Below are 18321 nucleotides of genomic sequence, written 5' to 3' on the forward strand. Positions count from 1 at the left end.
GTCGGGGGCGCGCATCCCGCGACGCTCAGGCGGAGCACCAGGCCCGGTGGTCCGCCGTGACGAGCCGCAGCCGGTCCAGCTGCTCCTCCACCCGGACCCCCGCCGTGCCGCCCCGCGCGTCCCGGCTGGCGATCGAGCCCGCCACCGTGAGGACCTCGCGGACCGCGGGGGTCAGCGCGGTGTGGACCTGCGCGAGCTCGGCGTCGGTCAGGTCCGCCAGGCCCACGCCGCGGGCCTCGGCGGCGCGCACACAGCCGCCCGCCGCCTCGTGCGCCACCCGGAACGGGACCCCCTGCCGCACCAGCCACTCGGCGATGTCGGTGGCGAGGGTGAACCCGGCCGGGGCCAGCTCGGCGAGCCGCTCGGTGTGGAACACCAGGGTCTCGACCATGCCGGACACCGCGGGCAGCAGGACCTCGAGCTGCTCGGCGGAGTCGAACAGCGGCTCCTTGTCCTCCTGCAGGTCCCGGTTGTAGGCCAGCGGGAGGCCCTTGAGCGTGGCCAGGAGCCCGGTCAGGTTGCCGATCAGCCTGCCCGCCTTGCCGCGCGCGAGCTCGGCGACGTCCGGGTTCTTCTTCTGCGGCATGATCGAGCTGCCGGTGGAGAACGCGTCGTCCAGGGTGATGTAGGAGAACTCCGCGGTCGCCCAGAGGATGACCTCCTCCGACAGCCTGCTGAGGTCGACCGCCACCATCGCGAGGACGAAGGCCGCCTCGGCGGCGAAGTCCCGCGCGGCGGTGCCGTCGATCGAGTTCTCCGCCGAGGAGTCGAAGCCCAGCTCCGCCGCGACCGCCTCCGGGTCGAGCCCCAGCGACGACCCGGCAAGCGCCCCGGACCCGTACGGCGAGACCGCGGCCCGCCGGTCCCAGTCCCGCAGCCGCTCGACGTCTCGGACCAGCGCCTGGGCGTGCGCCCCGAGCTGGTGGGCGAGCAGCACCGGCTGCGCGTGCTGCAGGTGCGTGCGGCCCGGCATGGGGGCGTTCGGGTGGGCGGTGGCCTGGGTGACGAGTGCGTCCACGACGTCCAGCACGCCGGACCCGATCCGGCGCGCCGCCTCCCGCAGCCACATCCGGAACAGGGTGGCGACCTGGTCGTTGCGGGAGCGGCCCGCGCGGAGCTTGCCGCCCAGCTCCGGCCCGGCTCGCTCGATCAGGCCGCGCTCGAGGGCGCTGTGCACGTCCTCGTCGTCGACGGCGGGGCCGAAGGAGCCCGACTCGACGTCCGCCGCCAGCTTGTCCAGCGCCTCCAGCATCCCGTCCAGCTCGGCGTCGGTCAGCAGGCCGGCGCGGTGCAGCACGCGGGCGTGCGCCTTGGATCCGCGGATGTCGTAGGGCGCGAGCCGCCAGTCGAACTGGGTGGACTTGCTCAGGGCGGCCAGCGCGTCCGCGGGGCCGCCGGTGAACCGGCCGCCCCACAACGCTCCGCTCGACTCGGGCATCAGTCCGTACCCGACTCGAGTGCCGCGGCGTCGAGCGAGGCGCCCTCGCCGCCGTCCTCACCCGCGGCGATCCGGTCGAACCCGCCCGAGGGCAGCTCCCCGAACAGCGTGCCGTGCTCCACCAGCACGGTGCCCTGCTCGGCGGGCTGGTCCGCGTAGGCCTCGAGCTTGGCGCGGGAGTCGGCGATGTCCAGGTTGCGCATGGTCAGCTGGCCGATCCGGTCCGTGGGACCGAAGGCCGCGTTCTCGACGCGCTCCATCGACAGCCGCTCCGGGTGGTAGGAGAAGCCGGTGCCCTCGGTGTTCAGGACCGTGTAGTCGTCTCCCCGGCGCAGCCGCAGCGTGACGGTGCCGGTGACCAGCGAGGCGATCCACCGCTGCACCGACTCGCGCACCATGAGCGCCTGCGGGTCCAGCCAGCGGCCCTCGTAGAGCAGCCTGCCGAGCTTGCGGCCCTCGTTGTGGTAGTTGGCGACGGTGTCCTCGTTGTGGATCGCGTTGATCAGCCGCTCGTAGGCGGCGAACAGCAGCGCCATGCCGGGGGCCTCGTAGATCCCCCGCGACTTGGCCTCGATGATCCGGTTCTCGATCTGGTCGGACATGCCCAGGCCGTGCCTGCCGCCGATGGCGTTCGCCTCCAGGACCAGGTCGACGGCCGTGGCGAAGCGCCTGCCGTTCAGCGCCACCGGCCTGCCCGCCTCGAACGTGACGGCGACGTCCTCGGTCTCGATCGCGACCGCCGGGTCCCAGAACCGCACGCCCATGATCGGCTCGACGGTCTCCAGCGAGACGTCCAGGTGCTCGAGGGTCTTCGCCTCGTGCGTGGCGCCCCAGATGTTCGCGTCCGTCGAGTAGGCCTTCTCCGCCGAGTCCCGGTAGGGCAGGCCGTGCGCGGTGAGCCAGCGGCTCATCTCGTCCCGCCCGCCGAGCTCGTCGACGAAGTCCGCGTCCAGCCAGGGCTTGTAGATCCGCAGCTCGGGGTTGGCCAGCAGGCCGTAGCGGTAGAACCGCTCGATGTCGTTGCCCTTGTAGGTCGACCCGTCACCCCAGATGTTGACCTCGTCCGCCTGCATGGCCCGGACGAGCAGGGTGCCGGTGACGGCGCGGCCCAGCGGTGTGGTGTTGAAGTACGTGCGCCCGCCGGAACGGATGTGGAACGCGCCGCACGCCAGCGCCGCCAGCCCCTCGTCCACCAGCTGGGGCTTGATGTCCACCGCGCGGGCGATCTCGGCGCCGTACTGCGTGGCCCGCTCCGGGATGCCCGCGATGTCCGCCTCGTCGTACTGGCCGAGGTCTGCCGTGTAGGTGCACGGGATCCCGCCCTTGTCGCGCATCCAGGCGACCGCCACCGAGGTGTCGAGGCCGCCCGAGAAGGCGATGCCGATGCGCTCGCCCTTCGGGAGGGAGGTCAGGACCTTGCTCACGATGCTCCTTCATGCAGGTTCTGTAGCCGGTCGGCCAGCTGGGCGCCGGTCAGCGGTTCACGGGCGACCACGAAGATCGTGTCGTCTCCCGCGATGGTGCCGACGACGATGCTCAGCGACGCGCGGTCCAGTGCACTCGCAAGGTAGTGCGCCGCTCCGGGCGGCGTGCGCAGGACCGCCATGTTGCCGCTCGAGTCGGTGGAGACGAGCAGCTCGGACAGCAGGCGTTCGAGGCGCGACGTGCCCCCCTCGACGCCCCGGACGGGGCTCCCGTCCTCCGGGATCACGTAGGCGGGCTGCCCGCCGTCCGCCCCGCGCAGCTTGACGGCCCCGAGCTCGTCCAGGTCGCGGGACAACGTGGCCTGGGTGGTGTCGACGCCGTGCTCCTCCAGCAGCACGAGCAGCTCGCCCTGGCTGCGCACCGTGTGCCGCGAGACGAGCTCGATGATCAGGCCCTGCCGGGCCGCCCGGGTGGCGCCGGTCATGTGCGCGCGGGGTCCATCAGCCACGCCAGCAGCGCCTTCTGGGCGTGGAGCCGGTTCTCCGCCTCGTCCCACACCGCGCTCGCGGGACCGTCGAGCACCTCGTCGGTGATCTCGTCCCCGCGGTGGGCGGGCAGGCAGTGCAGCACGATCGCGCCGCTGTTCGCCTTGCCCAGCAGCTCGGCGTTGATCTGGTACGGCCGAAACGGCGCCGCCCGGTCCAGCCCGTCCGCCTCCTGGCCCATCGACACCCAGGTGTCGGTGACCAGCACGTCCGCGCCCTCGGCCGCGGCGCCCGGGTCCCCGATCAGCTCCGCCGACCCGCCGGTCTCGCTGCCGTGGGCCTTCGCCGCCTGCAGGACCTCCGGGTCCGGCTGGAAGCCCTCGGGCGCGCAGATCCGCACGTGCAGGCCCGCCAGCACCCCGCCGAGGAGCAGCGAGTGGGCCATGTTGTTCGCGCCGTCCCCCAGGTAGGTCAGGGTGAGCCCGGCGGTGCGCCCGAACCGCTCCCGGATCGTCTGCAGGTCCGCGAGGACCTGACACGGGTGGAACTCGTCGGTCAGCGCGTTGACCACCGGGACGGTGGCCGCGGCGGCCATCTCGGCGATCCGCTCCTGCCCCGAGGTGCGCCAGACGATGGCGTCGACGAAGCGCGAGAGCACCCGCGCGGTGTCGGAGATCGTCTCGCCGCGGCCGAGCTGGCTGGTGGTGCCGTCCAGGATCACCGGCTGCCCGCCGAGCTGGGTGATGCCGACCTCGAAGGAGACCCGGGTGCGGGTGGACGCCTTGTCGAAGATCACCGCGACCGGGCGCGGCCCGTGCAGCGGCAGCGCCGATCGGTCGTTTCGCAGGCTCCTCTCCCCCGCCGCGAACCGCTCCGCCTTCAGCTCCGCCGCCAGCGCGAGGACCTCGGCCTGTTCGGCGGCGCTGAGGTCGTCGTCCCGCAGGAAGTGCCGGACCATCTAGACGCTCCGCAGGATGTCGGGGAGGTCGGCCAGGAAGCCCTGGGCCTCCTCCCGGGGGAGCACGAGGGGCGGCGCCAGCCGCAGCCGGTCCGGCGCCGGGTTGTTGATCAGGTAGCCCCGGTCCCGGGCGGCCGCGGTGATCGCCGCGGACTCCGGCTTCGCCAGGCCGATCCCGATGTGCAGGCCCGCGCCGGACACGTCGGTGACCAGGGGCATCTGCTCGACGGCCGCGGTGATCTCCTTGCCGAGCGTGGTCACGTGCTCGAGCAGGTTGTCGTTCGCGATCACGGCCAGGACCGCGAGGGCCGCGGCGCAGCTGACCGGGTTGCCGCCGAAGGTGGTGCCGTGCTGGCCGGGCTCGAGCAGGCTCGCCGCCGCCCCGATCCCGATGCAGGCGCCGATCGGCAGGCCGCCGCCCAGGCCCTTGGCCAGGGTGACGACGTCCGGCACGATCCCGACCGTCTGGTGCGCGAACCAGGCGCCGGTGCGCCCGATGCCGGTCTGCACCTCGTCCAGCACCAGGAGGGCACCGTGCCGCGCGGTGATCTCCCGCGCCGCCGCCAGGTAGCCCTCCGGCGGCACGATCACGCCCGCCTCGCCGAGGATGGGCTCCAGGAACACCGCCGCGGTGGTCTCGTCCACCGCCGCCTCGAGCGCCGCGACGTCCCCGAACGGGATGTGCTCGACGCCCGGGGGCATCGGCTCGAACGGGGCGCGCTTGGCGGGCTGGCCCGTCAGGGCCAGCGAACCCATGGTGCGGCCGTGGAACGCCTGCTCACAGGCGATGATCTTCGGGCGGCCGGTGCGCCGCGCGATCTTGAACGCCGTCTCGTTCGCCTCGGCGCCGGAGTTGCTGAACAGCACCCGCGCCGACTCCTGGCCGAGCAGGTCCCGCAGCCTCTCCGCGAGCAGCAGCGGCGGCTCGGCGATGTAGAGGTTGGAGACGTGGCCCAGCGTGGAGATCTGCCGGGTGACCGCCTCGACGATCGCCGGGTGGGCGTGGCCGAGGGAGTTGACCGCGATGCCGCCCAGCAGGTCGAGGTACTCGCGCCCGTCCGCGTCCCAGACGCGGGCGCCCTCGCCGCGCACCAGGGTGAGCGGCGGGGTGCCGTAGTTGTTCATGAGCGAGTGCTGCCACCGCTCGGCGTAGTTGCTGGTCATGAGGGCACCACCATGGTTCCGACACCGGCTGAGGTGAAGACTTCGAGCAGCACGGAGTGCGGCACGCGGCCGTCGATCACGTGCGCCTGGGGGACCCCGCCCTGCACCGCGCGCAGGCAGGCCTCCATCTTCGGGGCCATCCCGCTCTCGAGCTGCGGGAGCATCGGCTCCAGCTCGGCGGCGGTCAGCTCCGAGATGATCGACTCGGGGTCGGGGTAGTTCGCGTAGAGGCCCTCGACGTCCGTGAGCACCACGAGCTTCTCGGCGCCGAGCGCGGCCGCCAGCGCGGCGGCAGCGCTGTCGGCGTTGATGTTGTGGACCTGGCCCGCCACGTCCGGCGCGACACCGGCGACCACGGGGATGCGCCCCGCCGCCACGATGTCCAGCACCGCCGCGGGGCTGACCTCCACCACGTCTCCCACCAGGCCGATGTCGACCTCCTCGCCGCCGACCAGCGCCGTGCGCTTCTCGGCGGTGAACAGCCCGGCGTCCTCCCCGGAGAGGCCCACGGCGTAGGGGCCGTGCTGGTTGATCAGGCCGACGAGCTCGCGGCCGACCTGCCCGACCAGCACCATCCGGACCACGTCGATCGTCTCGGGCGTGGTGACCCGCAGCCCGCCGCGGAACTCACCCGGCAGGCCCAGTCGCTTCAGCATCGCGCTGATCTGCGGCCCACCCCCGTGCACGACGACGGGGTGGATGCCGGCCAGCCGCAGGAACACCATGTCCTGCGCGAAGGCCTGCTTGAGCTCCTCGTCGATCATGGCGTTGCCGCCGTACTTGACCACGACGACCTTGCCGTGGAAGCGCTGCAGCCAGGGCAGCGCCTCGGCCAGGACCGCGGCCTTCTCACCGGCGTGGGTGAGCCGACCCGGGCTGATCACCGGGCTGCCGCCCTCACGAGGAGTAGGCACTGTTCTCCTCCACGTACGCGTGCGACAGGTCGGTGGTGAGGATCTCCGCCTCGCCGCCGCCGATCCCGAGCGCGACCACGACCAGGACGTCCTCGCCGCTGAGGTCCGCGAGCGACCGGTCCCCCGCCGCCACGCCGCCCCGGCAGAGCAGCACGCCGTTGATCGTGATGTCCAGCGAGTCGGGGTCCAGCTCCGCGTCCGCGTAGCCCGCCGCGGCGGCGATCCGGCCCCAGTTCGGGTCCGACCCGAACAGCGCGGTCTTGACCAGCGAGTCCCGGGCGACCGTGCGGGCGACCGTGACCGCGTCGTCCTCGCTCGCGGCGCCGGTGACCCGGATCGTCGCCCGCTTGGTGACGCCCTCGGCGTCCGCCTGCATCTGCGCCGCGAGGCTCTTCGCGACCTCGGTGAACGCCACGGTGAGCTCCGCGACCGAGGGCGCGGCACCGGAGGCGCCGGAAGCCATCGCGATCACGGTGTCGTTGGTGGACATCGACCCGTCGACGTCCAGCCGGTCGAAGCTGACCCGCACGGCGGCGCGCAGGGCGCTGTCCAGGGTCTCCGCCGACACCGCGGCGTCCGTGGTGAGGACCGACAGCATGGTGGCCATCGACGGCGCGATCATCCCGGCGCCCTTGGTGATCCCGCCGACCGACCAGCCCTCCCGGACGGCCACGGCCTGCTTGGCCACGGTGTCCGTCGTCATGATCGCGGTGGCCGCGGCCAGCCCGGACTCCGGGGAGGCGTCCAGCGACGCGGCGGCCTTCTCGACCCCGGCCAGCAGCACGTCCCGCGGGAGCTGTGCGCCGATCAGCCCGGTGGAGCAGATCGCGACGTCGATCGCGCCCACCCCGAGCACCTCGGCGGCCTTCTCGGCGGTGGCGTGCGCGGTCTGGAAGCCCTCGGGGCCGGTGCAGGCGTTCGCCCCGCCGGAGTTGAGGACGACCGCGCGGAGCGTGCCGGTGGTCAGGACCTGCTGGGACCACAGGACGGGGGCGGCCTTGACCTTGTTGCGGGTGAAGACGGCCGCGGCGGTCTGCTCCGGCCCGTCGTTCACCACGAGCGCGAGGTCCGGCTTGCCGCTCACCTTGAGCCCCGCGGCGATGCCCGCGGCCCGGAAGCCCTGCGGCGCGACGACGCTCACGGCGCGATCCCCGTGGTCGGGAGACCGGTGGTCTCGGGGAGGCCGAGCGCGATGTTCATGCACTGGACGGCGCCGCCCGCGGTGCCCTTGGCCAGGTTGTCGATCGCGCCGACCACCACGAGCCGCTGCGCGTCCGCGTCCACCGCGACCTGCAGCTGCACCGTGTTGGCGCCGAGCGTGGCCTTGGTGGTGGGCCACTGCCCCTCGGGCAGCAGCCGGACGAACGGCTCGGCCGCGTAGGCCTTCTCGTAGACCTCCCGCGCGTCCGCACCGTCTCCGGTCAGCGGCGCGGTGCAGGTCGCGAGGATGCCCCGGGGCAGGGGCGCGAGGACGGGGGTGAAGCTCACCCGTACCGGGGTACCGGACACCCCCGACAGGTTCTGCGCGATCTCCGGGGTGTGCCGGTGCACGCCCCCCACCCCGTAGGCGGAGAGCGAGCCCATGACCTCGGCGCCCAGCAGGTGCGGCTTGAGCGACTTCCCGGCGCCGGAGGTCCCGGTGACCGCGGTGACCACCACGTCCGGGGCCACGATCCCGGCCGCCAGGGCCGGGGCCAGGGCGAGCGACGAGACCGTGGGGAAGCAGCCGGGGACCGCGACCCGCCGGGTGCCCCGCAGCGCGTCCCGCGCACCGGGCAGCTCCGGCAGGCCGTAGGGCCAGTGCCCGGCGTGCTCCCCGCCGTACCACCGGTCCCAGGCGGCGGAGTCCGCCAGCCGGTGGTCCGCCCCGCAGTCGACGACGAGGACGCCCTCGCCCAGCTGCGCCGCGATCTCCGCCGACTTGCCGTGCGGCAGCGCGAGGAAGACCACGTCGTGTCCGGCGAGCACCTCGGCGGTGCTCTCGCCGAGCACCCGGTCCGCGAGCGGGGTCAGGTGGGGCTGGAACTCACCGACTCGTCGGCCCGCGTTGCCGCCCGCCGTGAGCGCGCCGATCTCGACGCTCGGGTGGGCCAGGAGGAGCCGCAACAGCTCTCCCCCGGCATAGCCACTGGCTCCTGCCACTGCGATCCGTACCACGCGGATGATTATGCACACCCCTGCAAGCTCATGCAAAGGGGGTTTCCCCGAGCCTACGGCTCTAGGCTCGCCCCATGCACCCGTTGGTGGCCGCCCTGCGCGCCGCGCTCGCGCGCGCGGCCGACCCCGAGCAGGCGCCGACCATGCAGGCGTACATGAAGTCCGCCCTGCCCTTCCGCGGGGTGCCGCAACCGGTCCGCGCCCGGATCCTGCGCGAGTGCCTGGCCGCCGCGCCGCCGCCGACCGCGGACGTCCTGGCCCGCGTCGTCGACGCCCTGTGGGACGGCGCGGAGTTCCGCGAGGAGCGCTACCTCGCCACGGCCCTGTGCGCCCACCGGTCGCTCGCCCGCCTGCCGGACGCGGACTGGCTCCCCCGCTACCGGCACTGGATCGTGTCCGGCGCCTGGTGGGACCACGTCGACGAGATCGCGAACCGCCTGGTCGGCCCGCTGCTGCGCGCCGACCCCGGCCGGGTCGTCCCCGTCATGCGGCGCTGGGCCACCGACCCCGATCCGTGGCTGCGGCGCGCCTCGATCATCTGCCAGCTGATGGCGAAGGAGGCCACCGACACCGCTCTGCTGGGCGAGGCGATCGAGGCCAGCCTCAAGGACGAGGACTTCTTCCTGCGCAAGGGGATCGGCTGGGCGCTGCGCCAACACGCCCGCACCGACCCGTTGTGGGTCCGCGAGTTCGTCGACGCCCACCCGGACCTCTCCCCGCTCTCGCGCCGCGAGGCCCTCAAACACCTGTGAGCCGCGCTCACAGCCGGTAGGTACTGCCCGCGCTGGGCGGGAGGTAGGCGTCCGGCAGGGCCGCGGCGAGGGCGTGTTGCGCCTTCCAGCCGGTGCAGTGGCCTCCGACGACCACGGCGGGTGCGAGCGCCCGCAGCGCCGCCACGGTCGGGGCGATCACCGGCTCGACGTGCGCTCCGCCGAGGTGCAGGCCGCCGACCAGGGCGTGCAGCTCCGCCACGCCGGTGAGCCGCTGCGCGTGCCGCACGATGTTCACCGCGCCCGCGTGCCCGCAGCCGGTCAGCACCACGAGACCGCGGTCCCGGACGTGCACGACGAGGGCCTGGTCGTCGACCACCCACGGGTCCGGCTCCCAGCCGTCCCCGGTCCAGGCCTCGTGCGCGGCGGGCATGCCGAGCTCGAAGTCGGTGGTCCGGTCGACCTCGCCGGTGATCAGCACCGCGCCGTCGACGAGCAGCGACGGGACCCGCCGCTCGACGAGCGAGAACCCCTCCGCCTCCAGCGCGCGGCGGCTCAGCGAGGCCAGCTCGCGCGCCCCGCCGGGCAGCGCGAACCTGCGCCGGGTCCAGGCACCCGGGTGCAGGACCATCGGCAGGCGCGGCAGCCCGAGCAGCCCGCCCGCGTGGTCGGGGTGGCCGTGGCTGAGCACGATCCCCTGCACCGCGCCGAGGTCCACCCCCAGCCGCGCGGCGTTGAGCGACAAGGCGTCCGGCGAGAGTCCGGCGTCGAACAGCAGTGCGGTCTCCGTGGCTCCCCGGCGCACCGTGACCAGCGCGGAGAACCCGTGCTCGGCCACCAGGCCCACGTCCGCCGCGCCGCCGAGGAACTGCGGCGCCTCGACCCGACCCGCCCCCAGCCCGGCCCGTGCGACCCGCTCGGAGCCGACCAGCAACGCGTCGAAGGTGTTCTCCACCAGGGTCGTGATCCGCACCTCGTCGACCGGCTCGAGCGCGATCGGGTCCACGGCGACGCCGGGCGCGGGTCGGGGCGCGCCACCGGGCTCGTCTGCGAAGCACATGATCCGACGGTAACGCCGTCTGCGCCCGTGCGACCCTCTCCGGATGACGCACCTGATCAGGCGGCTGCCGTTCACCAGCGCCGTCGTGGTCGCGATGATCGCGCTCGGGCTCGCGACCGGCACCCTCTGGCGGGCCGCCGAGGACGCGTCCTGGTACCCGATGGTCGCCTACGGCGTGCCGTCGCTGGAGGCGGGGCGCTGGTGGACGTTGCTGACGGGCCCGTTCTTCGCCGTGGTGCCGCCGTTCTACCTGGCCATGACCGGCAGCTTCGCGTTGCTGGTGGGGTACGCCGAGTGGCGGCTGGGGACGCGGGTCGCCGCGGTCGCGGCCGTCGTCGGGCAGCTGACCGGCATCCTGGCCGCGCTCGGGTTCCTGGTCGCGGTCCGCGGGCACGGGTGGGGGTGGGCGGACCGCACCGCCACCCTGCTCGACGTCGGGTTCTCCGCCGGGTCGCTGGCGGCCGCGGCGGTGACGAGCGCGGTCCTGCGCCCGCCCTGGCGGCTGCGGCTGCGCCTCGCCCTCGGCCTGTACGTGCTGGCCAGCGCCGTGTACCTGGGCTCGCTGGCCGATCTCGAGCACCTGGTGGCGGTCGGTCTGGCGCTCGCCGTCGGGCCGCGGCTGGTACGGGCGCGGCTCGGGCTCGCCGCGCCCGGCAGGCCGACCCGGCGCGAGTGGCGGCTGCTGGCGGTGTTCGTGCTGGTCCTGCTCACCGCCGGGTCCGTGCTGAGCGTGGCGCTGCCGAACGACGGGCCGCTGGGCTCGACCGCCGACCCCGAGAGCACGTGGGTCGACATCGTGCTCAACGTGGTGATCACCGGGCTCGCGGTGAACGGCCTGCGCAAGGGGCACCGGGTCGCCTGGCGCTGGGTCGTCGGCTGGGCGGCGCTCAACGTCGCCGTCGGGCTCCTCGTCGGCGTCGCGGCGGGCGCGGTGGCGGTGGCGGGCGGGGAGATCGAGCTCGGCCAGGCGCCGGGGATCTTCGTGGCGGACCGCCTGGCCTACGCCGTGCTGTTCGCGGTGCTGGTGATCGGGCGGCGGGCGTGGCGGGTGCCGTCGCGGCGCGGTCGGCGGGCCGCGGGCGGGCTGACCGACCGGGAGACCGCCGTCGCCCTCGTCGAGCGGTACGGCGGCGGCACGCTGTCGTGGATGGCGACCTGGCCGGACAACGACTGGTTCCGCACCGCGGCCGGGGACACCGTCGTCGCCTGGCAGCGGCACGCCGGCGTCGCGATCGGGCTCGGCGACCCCGTGGGCGCCGACCCGGTGGGCGCGGTGGCCGAGTTCCGCGCCCGCAGCGAGACGGCCGGGCTGGTGGCGTGCCTGTTCTCGGCGTCGGACGAGCTGGCGCAGGCCGCCCGCGCGGCGGGCTGGCGCACCACGCAGGTCGCCGAGGACACCCTGATCGACCTGCCCGACCTGGAGTTCCGCGGGAAGTCCTGGCAGGACGTCCGGTCGGCGCTGAACCGGGCGGGTGCCCAGGGCGTCGGGTTCCGGATGGTCACCCTCGCCGAGGAGCGGTACTCGCTCGTCGCGCAGGTGCGGGAGATCTCGGAACAGTGGGTCGGCGACAAGGGCCTGCCCGAGCTGGGGTTCACCCTCGGCGGGGTCGACGAGGCGCTCGACCCGCACGTCCGCGTCGGGCTGGCGCTCGACGCCGACGGGATCGTGCAGGGGGTCACGTCCTGGCTGCCGGTGTACGGAGACGGACGGGTCACCGGCTGGACCCTCGACGTGATGCGGCGGCGGGAGGACGGGTTCCGGCCGGTCGTCGAGTTCCTGATCGCCTCGTCCTGCCTCACCTTCCGGGCGGAGGGCGCACGCGTGGTGTCGCTGTCCGGGGCGCCGCTGGCCCGCACCGACACCGACGGGGACACCGCCGTCCTCGACCGCCTGCTGGACACCCTCGGCGCCCGCCTGGAGCCGCTGTACGGGTTCCGCTCGCTGCACGCCTTCAAGGCGAAGTTCCAGCCGCGGTACTCGCCGCTGCACCTGGTCTTCCGCGACGAGGCGGACCTGCCGCGGATCGGGCTGGCGCTGACCCGCGCCTACCTGCCCGACGCCTCGGCGCGGGAGCTGGTCAGGCTGGCGCGGGTCTGAGTTCGGCGAAAACGCCTCGGGGCCCGGGGCGGGCGTCGTAGCGTCGGGCGGTGCGCGCGGTCCCGGCCCTGGTGGTGCTGCTCCTGGTCGCCGGGTGTGCCGTGTCCGTGCCCGGGCGGGCGGTGCCGGAACCCGCGCCCGCCGCCCCGACCACCGCGGTCCTGGTGTCGGACGTCCTGCCGGACGAGTGCCTGCTCGACGCCGAGGGGTTCGCCCTCCTGCTGGAGGCGCCGGTGGCCCCGCCCGCCAACGGCGGCGACCCGCCGTCCTGCGCGACCGCCACCACCCGCGGCACCCCGCGCGGCCTCGCCGCGATCAACGTCTATGGCGTGCGCGGCGGCGCGCCCGCCGACCTGCTGCGGTCCGGACGTCCCCTCGAGGTGGGGGACGCCGCCGTGGTCGTCGACACCGCGGGCGGGCCGACGCTGCAGGTCGCGACGGGTGACCGGCTCGTCACGATCGCCGTGGCCGACCGCGAGCCGGACGACGCGCGGTGGGTCGAGGCGGGCCGCCGGGCCGTCGCGGCGCTGGGATGAGCCGCCGCGGACGTCCTACGCTGCCGCCATGAGCGAGCGGGAGCCTGCGGCGGAGGTCGACGGGACGGAGCTGGGCGCCGCCGAGCGGATGGCGTTCTTCTCCGACGCCGTCGTGGCGATCGCCATCACGCTGCTGGCGATCGACCTGCAGGTGCCGAAGGGTTCCACGTTCGCCGAGATCGGAGCCGCGTTCGGCGCGAACTGGAACGCCTACCTGGCCTTCCTGATCAGCTTCGCGGTGATCGGGCGGCACTGGATCAGCCACCACCGGCTGTTCCGCTACGTGCGGCGGGCGGACACGATCACGATCTGGATCAACCTGGCGTGGCTGCTGATGATCGTGCTCACCCCGTTCCTGACGCAGTTCATCGCCGACGAGCAGGTCGACTTCGCGCACTTCACGATCTACGCGCTGGCCCAGACGCTGCAGATCCTGATCTTCACGGCCCTCGTGCTGAGGCTGGACCGGACCGACGCGTTCCGGCCCGACACCCCGGCCCACTGGCGCGGGCTCGAGGGGTGGTTCGGCGCGATGGTCAGCGCGGTGGCGTTCGTGGTGTCGATCCCGACGTTCCCGCTGCTGGGGAGCTGGGCGTTCGTGCTGTGGGGCGTGATCCCGTGGCTGGGCGGGATGCTCGAGAAGCGGCTGCTGCGGTCGTGAGCGGTAAGTGGTGCTCTGGCACCACTCACCGCGCACGGGCGCGTCAGCGCTGGACGGCCTCGAACCGCTCGGCCGCCACGGCGATCGCGGCGTCCCGGGCGGCGTTCGCCTCCTCGCTGGTGAGGGTGCGGTCGGGGGCCCGGAAACGCAGGCTGTAGGCCAGCGACCGCCTGCCCTCGCCGACCTGGTCGCCCGCGTAGACGTCGAACAGGCGGACCGCCTCGAGCAGGTCGCCGCCGCCCTCGACCAGCGCCTGCTCGACGCTCGCCGCGGGCACGTCCAGCGCCGTGACCAGCGCGACGTCCACCGAGACCGGCGGGTACGGCGACACCCGCGGCACCGGCCGGTCCTCCCGCAGCGGGATGGCGTCCAGGTCGATCTCCATCGCGCAGGTCCGCGGCGGCAGGCCCAGCGCCTCGACCACCTTGGGGTGCAGCTCGCCCGCGTGCCCGACGACCCACTCCCCCACCCGCAGCGCGGCGCACCGGCCGGGGTGCCACGGCGCGAGCTCGGCGCGGGTCACCCGCAGCTCGACGCCCGCGACCCGACCCACGAGCCGGCCCACCTCGACGGCGTCCGCCCAGCTCGCCGGGCGGCCCCGGCCCCAGTGCCCGGCGGGCTCGCGGTTCCCCGCCAGCACCGCGCCGACGTGCACGGGCTGCGCGGGCAGCGCCGCGTCGATCATGGCGATCTCCGCGTCCGTGGGACGGCGGTCGACGGCGGGGTCGGGCATCGGCACCGGGTTGCGGTGCGGCAGCACGACCTGGCCGACGGTGTAGAGCGCGAGGTCGTCGAACCCGCGGGCGGCGTTGCGGACGAGGGTGTCCAGCAGCCCGGGCAGGAGCGTGGTGGCGAGCCGGTTGCGCTCGGCGTCGAGCGGGTTGGCGACCGTGACCGTGGTCCGGCGGATGTCGTCCGGAGCGAGCCCGAGGTCGTCCCACACGGCGTCGGAGACGAACGGGAACGGCTCGACCTCGACGAACCCCGCCTCGGCCACCGCCCGCGACACCGCGCGCCTGCGCTGCTGGGCCGGGGTCAGACCGCGCCCGGCGGGCGCCGCCGGGAGCACCGACGGGATGGTGTCGTACCCCTCCAGCCGCAGCACCTCCTCGACCAGCGCGGCGGGCAGGTCCAGGTCGGGGCGCCACGACGGCGGGGTGACCGTGAGCGGGTCGGTGCCGGTGACCGTGCAGCCGACCTGCTCGAGCCGCGCGACGGTCGCGCCGGGCGGGTAGGTCGTGCCCGCGTACCGGTCCGGCAGGTCCAGCGCCATGGTGATCGACGGCAGGGCGGGCGCCGCACCCACGTCCGTGCGGCCGGGCTCGATCCGCCCGCCACCGTGCTCCACCAGCAGGTTCGCGACCAGCTCGGCGGCGATCGGGGGCAGCTCGGGGTCGACGGAGCGCTCGAAGCGCTTGGACGCCTCGCTGGGCAGCTTGTGCCGGCGCGCGGCCCGCGCGATGACGGTCGGGACGAAGTGCGCGGCCTCGATGACGACGTCGATCGTGCCCGCCGCGTCGAGCGGGATCTCGGTGGAGGCCCCGCCCATCACGCCGGCGAGGCCGATGGGGCCCGAGTCGTCCGTGATCAGCAGGTCGTCCGGGTCGAGGGTGCGCTCCACGCCGTCGAGCGTGCGGAGCGTCTCGCCCGCGACGGCCCGCCGCACGACGATCTCGCCCTGCAGCGCCGACGCGTCGTACGCGTGGATCGGCTGCCCCAGGTCGAGCATCACGAAGTTGGTGACGTCCACGGTCAGCGAGATCGGCCGCATCCCGGCCGCGAGCAGCCTGCGCTGCATCCACCAGGGGGTGGGCGCGCTCGCGTCCACCCCGACCACCGTGCGCGCGACGAACCGGGCGCAGCCGGAGTCGGCCAGCCGGACCGGGTGCGCCTCGCCCTTCGCCGCGGGCACCGCGACCTGCGCGGCCGGATCGGTGTAGCCGGTGCCCAGGGACGCGGCGAGCTCGCGGGCGATGCCGCGCACGGCGAAGCAGTAACCCCGGTCCGGGGTGATCGCCAGCTCGACGACCGGGTCGTCCACCCCCAGCACCGCCCGCGCGTCCGCACCGGGCTCGGCGGTGCCCGGGGGCAGCACGAGGATGCCGGAGTGGTCCGCGCCGAGGCCGAGCTCCCGGGCGGAGCAGATCATGCCGTCCGAGATCCGCCCGTAGGTCTCGCGCGCGGCGATCGGGAAGGGTCCGGGCAGCACGGCACCCGGCAGCGCGACGACCACCAGGTCGCCGACGGCGAAGTTCCGGGCGCCGCAGACGATCCCCTGGGGCTCGGCGGCGCCGACGTCCACCCGGCAGAACCGGATCGGCTTCTTGAAGCCGGTGAGCTCCTCGATCTCGCGCACCCGGCCGACGACGAGCGGGCCGGTGATCTCGGGGAGCGGGTGGATCTCCTCGAGCTCCAGGCCCACGCGGACGAACGCCTCGCCCACGACGGCCGCGTCCGAGGGGACCTCGGCCACGTGGTCGCGCAGCCAGGACAGGGGGACTCGCACTGCCTACTCCCTCAGATTCCGAAGGCCCGGGAGAACCGGACGTCGCCCTCGACCATGTCCCGCATGTCCGGCAGCCCGTTGCGGAACTGCAGGGTGCGCTCCAGGCCCATGCCGAACGCGAAGCCGGAGTAGACCTCCGGGTCCACGCCGCAGGCGCGCAGCACGTTCGGGTTGACCATCCCGCAGCCGCCCCACTCGACCCAGCCCGCGCCGCCCTTCTTCTCCGGGAACCACACGTCCACCTCGGCGGACGGCTCGGTGAAGGGGAAGAACGAGGGCCGCAGGCGGGTGGTCGACTCCTGCCCGAACATGGCGCGGGCGAAGGCGTCCAGGGTGCCCTTGAGGTGCGCCATGGTGATCCCCTTGTCGACGGCGAGGCCCTCGACCTGGTGGAACACCGGGGTGTGGGTGGCGTCCAGCTCGTCGGTGCGGAAGGTGCGCCCGGGGCACACGACGTAGACCGGCAGCTCGCGGTTCAGCAGCGCGCGGACCTGCACCGGGGACGTGTGGGTGCGCAGGACCGTGCCGTCGTCCAGGTAGAACGTGTCCTGCATGGTCCGCGCGGGGTGGTCCTTGCCGAAGTTCAGCGCGTCGAAGTTCAGCCAGGCCGACTCGACCTCGGGCCCCTCCGCGACCTCCCAGCCCATGCCAACGAACACGTCCGCGATCGTCTCGGCGATCTGGGTGATCGGGTGCCGGGCGCCGCGCGGGCGGCGGTCCCAGGGGAGGGTGACGTCGACGGTCTCCTCGCGCAGCACCCGTGCGTCACGCTCCGCGACGAGCACCGCGCGGCGGGCGTCGAAGGCCGCCTGGATCTCGACCCGGGCCGCGTTGACCCGCTTGCCGGCCTCGGCGCGCTCCTTGCCGGGCAGGCTGCCGAGGCTGCGGCGGGCCAGGAGCACGGGGGCCTTGTCGCCGAGGTGCGCGGGCTTGACGGCGGCGAGCGCGTCCAGATCGCCCGCGGCCTCGAACGCCTCGTGGGCCGCCTTGACGGCGGCGTCCAGGTCGGTGCTCTCCAGGCTGGTCATCGGGTTCCCTCATGCACGGTCGGTGATCGTAGAGCGTGGGCGCTCGCGTACAGACACACGGCCGCCGCGGTGGCGAGGTTCAGGCTCTCGGCCCGCCCGTACAGCGGCACGCGCACCCGGTGGTCCGCCCGCGCCAGCAGGGTCTCGGGGACGCCGTGGGCCTCGCCACCGAAGATCCACGCGGTGGGCCCGGCCAGCACCTCGGGCGACGCGTGCAGGTCGACCTCGCCGTGCCCGTCGGCGGCCAGCAGGGTGAGGCCCGCCAGCGCGTCGAGCACGGTGGCCGGGTCCCGTTCCCGGGCGACGGGCAGGTGGAAGAGGCTGCCGGTGGAGGCGCGCACGGCCTTGGGGTTGTGCGGATCGACGGTGTCTCCCGCGAAGACCACGGCGTCCGCGCCCGCGGCGTCCGCGGCCCGCAGCACGGTCCCGGCGTTGCCCGGCTCGGCGATGCCGGCGAGCACGGCGACCAGCCGCGCCCCGCGCACCGCCTCGGCCAGCGGCACGTCCACCAGGTCGCAGACGGCGATCAGGCCCTGCGGGGTGACGGTGTCCGACAGCCCGTCCGCGGCCCGGTCGTCGACGAGGGTGACCGGCACCCCGTCGAGCAGGGCGGCGTTGCGGTCCAGGGCCGCCTGCGTCGCGAAGATCTCGTGGACCCGCCCGTACCGGATCGCCTCCGACACGGCCTGGGCGCCCTCGACGAGGAAGCGCCCGGCCCGTTCACGCGACACGCGCCGCAGCAGCTTGCGGGCTGCTACGACGCGTGGCGTGCGTTCGGTGAGCAAGCTCAGGCGGCAGGCGACTGGGCAGGCACGTTGGTCTTCGCGAGCTCGACGAGCGCGGCGAACGCGGTCGGGTCGCTGATCGCGAGCTCCGAGAGGTTCTTGCGGTCCACCTCGACACCCGCGGCCTTGAGGCCCTGGATGAAGCGGTTGTAGGTCATGCCGTTGGCGCGGGCGCCCGCGTTGATGCGGGTGATCCACAGCTGCCGGAAGTCGCCCTTCTTGGCGCGCCGGTCCCGGTAGGCGTAGGTCAGCGAGTGGAGCTGCTGCTCCTTCGCCTTGCGGTACAGCCGCGAACGCTGCCCGCGGTAACCGGCCGACGCCTCGAGGATCGAGCGGCGCTTCTTCTGGGCGTTCACCGCGCGCTTCACGCGTGCCATGGGGTGTTCCTCACTACTT

At 74.2% G+C, this 18321-nt stretch carries 17 protein-coding genes; 4 read left to right on the top strand and 13 right to left on the bottom strand.

The window, feature by feature from the left end; genetic code table 11:
- Window positions 1-25 precede the first annotated feature (25 nt).
- From argH to argC, 8 genes are read right to left on the bottom strand one after another with little or no spacing between them, the layout of a single operon-like run.
- Entirely contained in the window at window positions 26-1438 is a 1413-nt protein-coding gene (gene argH, locus L3X23_RS12855; protein ID WP_237192452.1) for an argininosuccinate lyase, read from the bottom strand.
- Window positions 1438-2862 (bottom strand): argininosuccinate synthase, encoded by a 1425-nt coding sequence (gene argG, locus L3X23_RS12860; protein WP_237192453.1) that lies wholly within the window; start codon window positions 2860-2862, stop codon window positions 1438-1440. Before argG ends, argH begins: the two co-directional genes overlap by 1 nt.
- On the bottom strand, window positions 2859-3347 hold the full coding sequence (locus L3X23_RS12865; protein ID WP_093088887.1) for an arginine repressor: 489 nt from the start codon (window positions 3345-3347) through the stop codon (window positions 2859-2861). The genes argG and L3X23_RS12865 overlap by 4 nt, the downstream gene beginning before the upstream one ends.
- Window positions 3344-4306 (bottom strand): ornithine carbamoyltransferase, encoded by a 963-nt coding sequence (argF, locus tag L3X23_RS12870; protein WP_093088885.1) that lies wholly within the window; start codon window positions 4304-4306, stop codon window positions 3344-3346. Before argF ends, L3X23_RS12865 begins: the two co-directional genes overlap by 4 nt.
- Window positions 4307-5470, bottom strand: a complete 1164-nt coding sequence (locus tag L3X23_RS12875; protein WP_237192454.1) for an acetylornithine transaminase — start codon at window positions 5468-5470, stop codon at window positions 4307-4309.
- Window positions 5467-6384 carry an acetylglutamate kinase gene (gene argB, locus L3X23_RS12880; RefSeq protein WP_374204837.1) on the bottom strand — a complete coding sequence of 306 codons (918 nt, stop codon included), beginning with the start codon at window positions 6382-6384 and terminating at the stop codon, window positions 5467-5469. Before argB ends, L3X23_RS12875 begins: the two co-directional genes overlap by 4 nt.
- A complete protein-coding gene (gene argJ, locus L3X23_RS12885) occupies window positions 6368-7525 on the bottom strand; it encodes a bifunctional glutamate N-acetyltransferase/amino-acid acetyltransferase ArgJ (protein ID WP_237192455.1) in 1158 nt (385 codons plus the stop codon). Before argJ ends, argB begins: the two co-directional genes overlap by 17 nt.
- On the bottom strand, window positions 7522-8532 hold the full coding sequence (gene argC / locus L3X23_RS12890; RefSeq protein ID WP_237198009.1) for an N-acetyl-gamma-glutamyl-phosphate reductase: 1011 nt from the start codon (window positions 8530-8532) through the stop codon (window positions 7522-7524). Before argC ends, argJ begins: the two co-directional genes overlap by 4 nt.
- An 83-nt stretch (window positions 8533-8615) precedes the next feature.
- Here argC and L3X23_RS12895 point away from each other — a divergent pair, with 83 nt between their 5' ends.
- Window positions 8616-9293 (top strand): DNA alkylation repair protein, encoded by a 678-nt coding sequence (locus tag L3X23_RS12895; RefSeq protein WP_237192456.1) that lies wholly within the window; start codon window positions 8616-8618, stop codon window positions 9291-9293.
- Between the two features lie 7 nt (window positions 9294-9300).
- On the opposite strand, the gene L3X23_RS12900 is transcribed toward L3X23_RS12895, so the two are convergent.
- Window positions 9301-10311, bottom strand: coding sequence for an MBL fold metallo-hydrolase (locus L3X23_RS12900; RefSeq protein ID WP_237192457.1), 1011 nt, complete (start codon window positions 10309-10311; stop codon window positions 9301-9303).
- Between the two features lie 43 nt (window positions 10312-10354).
- Between L3X23_RS12900 and L3X23_RS12905 the strand changes: the two genes are divergently transcribed.
- Genes L3X23_RS12905 through L3X23_RS12915 form a run of 3 tightly spaced genes read left to right on the top strand, consistent with a single transcriptional unit; the run spans window position 10355 to window position 13606 of the window.
- A complete protein-coding gene (locus L3X23_RS12905; protein ID WP_237192458.1) occupies window positions 10355-12409 on the top strand; it encodes a bifunctional lysylphosphatidylglycerol flippase/synthetase MprF in 2055 nt (684 codons plus the stop codon).
- 50 nt (window positions 12410-12459) lie between these two features.
- Window positions 12460-12945: a hypothetical protein gene (locus L3X23_RS12910; RefSeq protein WP_237192459.1), complete on the top strand. Its 486-nt coding sequence runs from the start codon at window positions 12460-12462 to the stop codon at window positions 12943-12945.
- A gap of 28 nt (window positions 12946-12973) precedes the next feature.
- Entirely contained in the window at window positions 12974-13606 is a 633-nt protein-coding gene (locus L3X23_RS12915) for a TMEM175 family protein (protein ID WP_093088867.1), read from the top strand.
- 43 nt (window positions 13607-13649) lie between these two features.
- On the opposite strand, the gene pheT is transcribed toward L3X23_RS12915, so the two are convergent.
- Genes pheT through rplT form a run of 4 tightly spaced genes read right to left on the bottom strand, consistent with a single transcriptional unit; the run spans window position 13650 to window position 18302 of the window.
- Window positions 13650-16112: a phenylalanine--tRNA ligase subunit beta gene (gene pheT / locus L3X23_RS12920; protein WP_237192460.1), complete on the bottom strand. Its 2463-nt coding sequence runs from the start codon at window positions 16110-16112 to the stop codon at window positions 13650-13652.
- 11 nt (window positions 16113-16123) lie between these two features.
- Window positions 16124-17140 (bottom strand): phenylalanine--tRNA ligase subunit alpha, encoded by a 1017-nt coding sequence (gene pheS / locus L3X23_RS12925; protein ID WP_237192461.1) that lies wholly within the window; start codon window positions 17138-17140, stop codon window positions 16124-16126.
- Window positions 17137-17925, bottom strand: coding sequence for a TrmH family RNA methyltransferase (locus L3X23_RS12930; protein WP_374204838.1), 789 nt, complete (start codon window positions 17923-17925; stop codon window positions 17137-17139). The genes pheS and L3X23_RS12930 overlap by 4 nt, the downstream gene beginning before the upstream one ends.
- 2 nt (window positions 17926-17927) lie before the next feature.
- Window positions 17928-18302: a 50S ribosomal protein L20 gene (gene rplT, locus L3X23_RS12935; RefSeq protein WP_237192463.1), complete on the bottom strand. Its 375-nt coding sequence runs from the start codon at window positions 18300-18302 to the stop codon at window positions 17928-17930.
- Window positions 18303-18321 lie beyond the last annotated feature (19 nt).

This window comes from Pseudonocardia sp. WMMC193 (genome assembly GCF_021728735.1).
GTDB classification, from domain to species: domain Bacteria; phylum Actinomycetota; class Actinomycetes; order Mycobacteriales; family Pseudonocardiaceae; genus Pseudonocardia; species Pseudonocardia oroxyli.

Bases quoted from the DNA above. Each gene is read 5' to 3' on its own strand.
- L3X23_RS12865 (WP_093088887.1), bottom strand. From the start codon at position 3,347: ATGACCGGCGCCACCCGGGCGGCCCGGCAGGGCCTGATCATCGAGCTC.
- L3X23_RS12900 (WP_237192457.1), bottom strand. From the start codon at position 10,311: ATGTGCTTCGCAGACGAGCCCGGTGGCGCGCCCCGACCCGCGCCCGGC.
- L3X23_RS12915 (WP_093088867.1), top strand. From the start codon at position 12,974: ATGAGCGAGCGGGAGCCTGCGGCGGAGGTCGACGGGACGGAGCTGGGC.
- argH (WP_237192452.1), bottom strand. From the start codon at position 1,438: ATGCCCGAGTCGAGCGGAGCGTTGTGGGGCGGCCGGTTCACCGGCGGC.
- rplT (WP_237192463.1), bottom strand. From the start codon at position 18,302: ATGGCACGCGTGAAGCGCGCGGTGAACGCCCAGAAGAAGCGCCGCTCG.
- L3X23_RS12905 (WP_237192458.1), top strand. From the start codon at position 10,355: ATGACGCACCTGATCAGGCGGCTGCCGTTCACCAGCGCCGTCGTGGTC.
- argF (WP_093088885.1), bottom strand. From the start codon at position 4,306: ATGGTCCGGCACTTCCTGCGGGACGACGACCTCAGCGCCGCCGAACAG.
- L3X23_RS12895 (WP_237192456.1), top strand. From the start codon at position 8,616: ATGCACCCGTTGGTGGCCGCCCTGCGCGCCGCGCTCGCGCGCGCGGCC.
- L3X23_RS12875 (WP_237192454.1), bottom strand. From the start codon at position 5,470: ATGACCAGCAACTACGCCGAGCGGTGGCAGCACTCGCTCATGAACAAC.
- pheS (WP_237192461.1), bottom strand. From the start codon at position 17,140: ATGACCAGCCTGGAGAGCACCGACCTGGACGCCGCCGTCAAGGCGGCC.